Origin of the sequence: Dietzia cercidiphylli (assembly GCF_014145145.1) — a bacterium.
In the GTDB taxonomy this organism is placed as follows: domain Bacteria; phylum Actinomycetota; class Actinomycetes; order Mycobacteriales; family Mycobacteriaceae; genus Dietzia; species Dietzia natronolimnaea.
The window spans coordinates 1-5,437 of record NZ_JAALEA010000058.1; the positions used below are offsets into that span (position 1 = coordinate 1).

At 72.6% G+C, this 5,437-nt stretch carries 5 protein-coding genes and 1 pseudogene; 2 read left to right on the forward strand and 4 right to left on the reverse strand.

The features are described from left to right. The 4 genes and pseudogenes from G6028_RS02845 to clpS all read right to left on the reverse strand — a co-directional run. Positions 1-195: pseudogene (locus tag G6028_RS02845) on the reverse strand (glutamate racemase); the annotation flags it as partial. Next, on the reverse strand, positions 192-875 hold the full coding sequence (locus G6028_RS02850) for a rhomboid family intramembrane serine protease (RefSeq protein ID WP_179524844.1): 684 nt from the start codon (positions 873-875) through the stop codon (positions 192-194). The gene G6028_RS02850 and the pseudogene G6028_RS02845, both read right to left, overlap by 4 nt. Positions 876-885: 10 nt before the next feature. Then, complete coding sequence (locus tag G6028_RS02855; protein WP_179524843.1) at positions 886-1,497, reverse strand: DUF2017 domain-containing protein; 612 nt, start codon at positions 1,495-1,497, stop codon at positions 886-888. Between the two features lie 4 nt (positions 1,498-1,501). Then, the gene (clpS, locus tag G6028_RS02860; protein ID WP_370650897.1) at positions 1,502-1,795 is read right to left on the reverse strand and encodes an ATP-dependent Clp protease adapter ClpS; all 294 of its coding nucleotides are present in this window, start codon (positions 1,793-1,795) and stop codon (positions 1,502-1,504) included. 104 nt (positions 1,796-1,899) lie between these two features. Between clpS and G6028_RS02865 the strand changes: the two genes are divergently transcribed. Beyond that, positions 1,900-3,252 (forward strand): nicotinate phosphoribosyltransferase, encoded by a 1,353-nt coding sequence (locus G6028_RS02865; RefSeq protein ID WP_182657986.1) that lies wholly within the window; start codon positions 1,900-1,902, stop codon positions 3,250-3,252. Between the two features lie 36 nt (positions 3,253-3,288). Continuing rightward, positions 3,289-5,397 (forward strand): ATP-dependent DNA helicase, encoded by a 2,109-nt coding sequence (locus G6028_RS02870; protein ID WP_182657987.1) that lies wholly within the window; start codon positions 3,289-3,291, stop codon positions 5,395-5,397. Positions 5,398-5,437 lie beyond the last annotated feature (40 nt).

The following is a 5,437-nucleotide window of genomic DNA, read 5'->3' on the forward strand; positions in this document are numbered from 1 at the left end:
GAGGGAGTCCGCGACCGCCAGGGCGTGCTCGCGGACCCGGGCCAGGGGCAGCGGCCCGTACGGACCGTTGGCCGTGTCCCCCACGTAGATCAGCGACTCGTCGGGGAGCTGGTCCATGATCGCCCGGGCCACGGTGAGTCCACCCGCCCCCGAGTCGAACACCCCGACCGGGGCCAGTGGATCGGGAGACGTCACCTCGGCGAGCCGGCGTTCCGCCGCTGCCCGGCGGTGACCGCCTGTGGCGTCCGGTCGCGTTTGAGTCCGTACGCCGAGAGGACCCCGCCGATGGCCCCGCCGAGGTGACCCTGCCAGGACACGCCGTCCAGCATCGGGGACAGTCCCGCGAGCGCCTCGAACCCGTAGTAGAAGCCGATGACCAGACCGACGACCAGGTGCAGGAACCGGCGGGAGAACAGACCCCGGACGATCACGTAGAAGATGTAGCCGAACACGATGCCGGACGCCCCGATGTGGACGGTCCCGGTGCCGCCCAGGACCCACGACACGACACCCGAGGCCAGCCACGAGATGAGCGTGACGCTGATCAGGGGCCGGATCCCGGACATCGCGATGATCGATCCCAGGACGAGCAGGGCGATCGAGTTGCCGATCAGGTGCGCCCAGTCCCCGTGGAGGAAGGGTTGGAAGATGATGCCGGGGAGCCCGTCGGTCGAGAGCGGACGCACCCCGTAGCCGTCGAGCCCCTGCGGGGGCCCGATGGTGGCCTGGATGACCTGGTCGGCCGCCTCGACCACCCACATCAGTGCGACGAAGGCGAAGAGCAGGATCAGTGCCGGCCAGCGGCGTGGCCCCTGAGGGACGGGCCGGGCGGTCTGGACGCCCCCCGCCCGGAACGTGCGTGGATCTGGATTCACCGTGTTCTCCTCACTTCCCGGTCAGAGCGGTGCACAGGGAGTCCTGCATGAAGGTCAACCAGTGGTAGACGTCCAGGTGCGCCGACCTCGGGTCGTCCTCCGCGACGAACTCGGGGATGTCGGTGGCCGGGACGCCGTCCACCGCCCCGGCCTCGAGCAGCAACGCGCCCAGGCCGAGCCTGACGTCGTTGAGACACCCCATCCAGGCCTGTGCCTGCTCGGGGCTGAGCGAGACCGTCCCCCCACGCGCCGGGAGGGACCTGAGGACCGTCGACGCCGCGGCGAGCTTGACGTCGATGATCTCCGGCTCGTGGATCATGCGCATGCCCGAGTTGTGTGCGCGGGCGACCGCGGCGGCGTCCGCGTCGGATCCCCCACCCGGCTCGGGCCGGTGGAAGTCGGGGAGCAGGCGGGCGAGCGGGGCCTCGACGGGGAGCTCGGAGTGGCCGCTGCGCATCCCGGTGATCTCTGCCAACTCGTCCCTCGGCGCGGAGTCGCGCCGCTGCTCGAGCATGTCGACGATGTTGGACACCAGGGCGTGGAGGATCTGCACCTCGTGACCCTCCATGACCGCCTTGACCCGGGGGCCGGTGAGGGAGGACTTGCGCTGCCAGGCCTTCACGGGCTCAGACCTCCCGCTGCATGGTGGCCCACAGTCCGGCCTCCTGCAGCTTCCGGACGTCGTTCTCCACCTTGTCCCGGCTCCCGGACGAGACCACCGCGCGGCCGTCGTTGTGGACCTTGAGCATGAGCTCGTGCGCCTTCTCCCTGCTGTAGCCGAAGACCCGCTGGAACACGAAGGTCACGTAGCTCATCAGGTTGACCGGGTCGTCCCACACCACGGTGAGCCAGGGACTGTCCACCCCGGCGTCGAGCTCGGTGTCCGTGGCTTCCACGGGCGCGGCCGACGGCATCGCCATCACGGGGACGACGCTCCGGTCGTCCGCGATCTGTGTGGTCACGGTGTGCATACGGCCAAGGATACGGATTACCGCCGGGTCGGCCACGCCGTAGAGTCAGCCGGGTGACCGCGACCGCGCCGACGCGCGCCCCTCACCCGCCGGGCCGTCCGTCCAGCGCACTGCTCACGGACAAGTACGAGCTCACGATGATCCGGGCCGCACTGGCCGACGGGACCGCCGACCGCCCCTGTGTGTTCGAGGTGTTCGCCCGACGGCTCCCGGCGGGTCGCCGGTACGGCGTCGTCGGCGGCACGGGCCGACTCCTGGAGCGGCTCCGGGACTTCCGCTTCGGCGAGGAGGAGCTCGCGGTGGTGGCCGACTCCCTCGACGAGCGGACCCTCGGGTGGTTGCGGGATTTCCGGTTCACCGGCCACATCGACGGGTACCCCGAGGGGGAACTGTTCTTCCCGGGATCCCCGGTGCTGAGCATCCGGGGCGGGTTCGCCGAGTGCGTGCTGCTCGAGACCCTGGTCCTGTCCGTGCTCAACCACGACAGCGCGATCGCCTCCGCCGCCGCGCGCATGACCGCGGCGGCGGACGGCCGACCGATCATCGAGATGGGGTCGCGCCGCACCCACGAGGAGGCCGCGGTGGCGGCGGCCCGCGCGGCGTACCTCACGGGGTTCGCGTCCACCTCCAACGTCGAGGCGACCCGGCGGCACGGGGTCCCCTCCGCCGGCACGTCCGCGCACGCGTTCACCCTGCTGCACACCGGACCGGACGGCCCGGACGAGGCGTCCGCCTTCCGATCCCAGGTGGCCACCCTCGGTGTGGACACCACCCTGCTGGTGGACACGTACGACATCACCCGCGGCGTGGCCACGGCGATCGAGGTGGCCGGGCCCGGGCTGGGGGGCGTCCGGATCGACTCGGGCGACCTCGGGATGCTCGCCCGCCAGGTCCGTGTCCAGCTGGACTCCCTGGGCGCCCACCGGACCCGGATCGTGGTCTCCGGAGATCTCGACGAGTACGCGATCGCGGCCCTGCGGGCCGAACCCGTCGACGCGTACGGGGTGGGAACCCGGCTGGTGACCGGCTCCGGCGCCCCCACCGCCGGGATGGTCTACAAGCTCGTCGAGGTGGACGGCATACCGGTGGCCAAGCGGTCCGCACACAAGGAGTCCCTGCCGGGTGCCAAGCGCGCGGTCCGGCTGCACCGGCGTTCGGGCACCGCGGTCGAGGAGGTGCTCCTGCCGTGGGCGGGTTCCCTGCCGGCCGACCCGGGTCTGGAGCAGCGGGACCTGATGGTCCCCCTCATGCGCGACGGCGACACCGCGGCCGACCTGCCGACCCTGGCCGAGTCGCGGGCGCTCCACGAGTCCGCGATGGTGACCCTGCCGTGGGAGGGTCTGGCCCTGAGCGAGGGCGAGCCGGCGGTCCCCGTGCGGGTGGTGCCGCCCGGACCCCGGCGCTGATCCGCCCGCCTCCGACGCAGCCGATAGGGTGACCGGGTGACCGACTCGCTCCCGACCGTCTCCGACCTGCTCGCCACCGCGGTCGAGAGCCTGGGCGGCAGCGAGCGCGCGGGCCAGGTCCGTATGGCCGAGGCGGTGGGCAACGCCCTGTCCACCGGCGAGCACCTCGCGGTCCAGGCCGGCACGGGCACCGGCAAATCGCTGGCCTACCTGGTGCCGTCACTGCGGCACGCCGTGACGACCGGGGGGACGGTGGTGGTCTCCACCGCCACGATCGCGTTGCAGAACCAGCTGGTGGACCGCGACCTCCCCCGGCTGGCCGCCGCTCTCAAGCCGCAGCTCGGCATGACGCCCTCACACGCGATCCTCAAGGGCCGCGGGAACTACCTGTGCCTGCACCGCGTCTCGTCAGGCCCGGTCGACGAGGCCGATCCCGACGAGGTGGTGTCGGAGGAGCTGTTCGACCTCCCGATCGGTGGCGAATCCACCGCTGCCCGCACCCCACGCGAGACCTCCCCGCGCGACTCCGGGCCCGGGTCGCGACTCGGCCAGGAGATCGCCCGGCTGCACGACTGGGCGCAGGACACCGAGACCGGCGACCGCGACGACCTGCCCCGCGGGGTGTCCGACGCGGCGTGGCGCCAGGTGTCGGTGACCAGCCGCGAGTGCCTCGGGCAGTTGTGCCCCGAGTTCTCCGAGTGTTTCGCCGAACGGGCACGGCAGGAGGCGGGTCGGGCGGACGTGGTGGTGACCAACCACGCCCTGCTCGCGATCGACGCCATGACCGACGTCTCCATCCTCCCCGAGCACGACGCGGTGGTGATCGACGAGGCCCACGAGCTCTCCGACCGGGTGACCGGCGTGACGACGGCGGAGCTCACCGGTGCCGCCGTGATCCAGGCGGCCCGCCGCGCGGCCAAGCTCGTGGATCAGCAGACCGCCGATCGCATGGTGGCGGCGGGCGAGGGTCTGGCGAGTCTGCTCGAGCTGTGTCCCGAGGGGCGGTGGGACCTCCTGCCCGAGGGCGCCGACCTCGCGCTGGCCGCGGTCCGGCACACCGCCGAGAACTGCCGGAGCGCCGTTCCCGGCCCCAAGCCCGGAGAGGTCGCGAACGATCCCCAGGGCGCCTCCGACCGGCAGAAGACCCTCGCGGCACTCGACGAGGTCGCCGATGCGGCCGACCGAATGCTGTCCTCGTACGAGCGCCCGGTGACCGAGCGTCTGGAGATCGTGTGGATGAGCGAGGAGGACCGCCGCGGCCGGATCCTGCGCGTCGCCCCGCTGTCCGTGGCCGGGCTGCTCCGGGCGCGGTTGTTCGCCGAATCCACCGTGATCCTCACCTCGGCCACGCTCACGACCGGCGGGAGGTTCGACGGCCTGGCGGCCACCTGGGGGTTGCCGCCGGCATCGTCCTCCCGCCCCGACCCCGCGACCGCCGTCGCCCTGGAACCACCCTCGGACGACGACGCCGGCAGTCTCCGCTGGACCGGGCTGGACGCCGGGTCGCCCTTCGACTACCGCCGCAACGGCATCCTCTACGTGGCCTCGCATCTCCCGGCGCCGGGCCGGGAGGGCGCCTCCCCCGAGGCGGGTGACGAGCTGGTCGACCTCGTCACCGCTGCCGGCGGACGCACCCTCGGGCTCTTCTCCTCGATGCGCGGGGCCAAGGCCGCGGCGGAACTGCTGCGCGAACGACTCGACACCCCGGTGCTGTGCCAGGGCGAGGACTCGACCGCCAACCTGGTGGCGCAGTTCGCGGCGGACGAGGAGACCACGCTGGTGGGCACCCTCTCGTTGTGGCAGGGCGTCGACGTTCCCGGGCGGTCGCTCTCGCTCGTGGTGATCGATCGCATCCCCTTCCCGCGGCCGGACGACCCCCTGCTCTCGGCGCGTCAGCGCGCGGTCGGGGCCCGCGGTGGCAACGGCTTCCTCGCCGTCGCCGGCAACCACGCCGCGCTACTCCTCGCCCAGGGGGTCGGGAGGCTCCTGCGCCGTACCGACGACCGGGGCGTCGTGGCGGTCCTCGACTCCCGGTTGGCGACCGCTCGCTACGGCGGCTATCTCCGGGCCTCTCTGCCACCGTTCTGGCAGACCACCGACCGGGACGTGGTGATCGGCGCCCTCGAGCGGCTCCGCGGCGCCTGAGACCGCGGTCCGGCTCCCCCAGCCGCGCGCCCCGTTTCCC